Origin of the sequence: Alkalibacillus haloalkaliphilus C5 (assembly GCF_000269905.1) — a bacterium.
GTDB classification, from domain to species: Bacteria; Bacillota; Bacilli; order Bacillales; family Alkalibacillaceae; genus Alkalibacillus; species Alkalibacillus haloalkaliphilus_A.
In genome coordinates this window covers 1-353 of record NZ_AKIF01000305.1, presented here as the reverse complement: position 1 = coordinate 353, position 353 = coordinate 1, and the positions used below count along the sequence as shown (strand labels likewise).

Genomic DNA, 353 nt, shown 5'->3' with positions numbered 1-353 from the left:
CCACAATCAGAAAGCGCCTTAGTAGATTTACAGGAACGTCATGACTTAGTAGCACATGGAATAGCAGACGAGCCAACAAAAGCCAAGGTCGAAGAGCTAATGACAATGGATATGCAACGCGGGTTATACCGTCAAGATGTAGTGCCATTGAAAGAAGATTTAGTGAAGTTGAGCTTTGCGAGTTGGAGCAATCCGACCATCTATTATGGACCTCAAACAGAGGGAGCAGTTAAAGACTTTCAAGAATATTATGGGTTAGAAACAACAGGTGTAGCAGGAGAAGAGACACTAGAAAAAATAGACGAAGTGTTGAATAGCCCAGTACAGCGTCCAAACCGCAATGAAGAGTCACA

At 43.1% G+C, this 353-nt stretch carries 1 protein-coding gene; it reads left to right on the top strand.

The features are described from left to right. On the top strand, positions 1-353 hold a 353-nt coding region (locus A194_RS0116630), incomplete at both ends, for a peptidoglycan-binding domain-containing protein (RefSeq protein ID WP_029425505.1).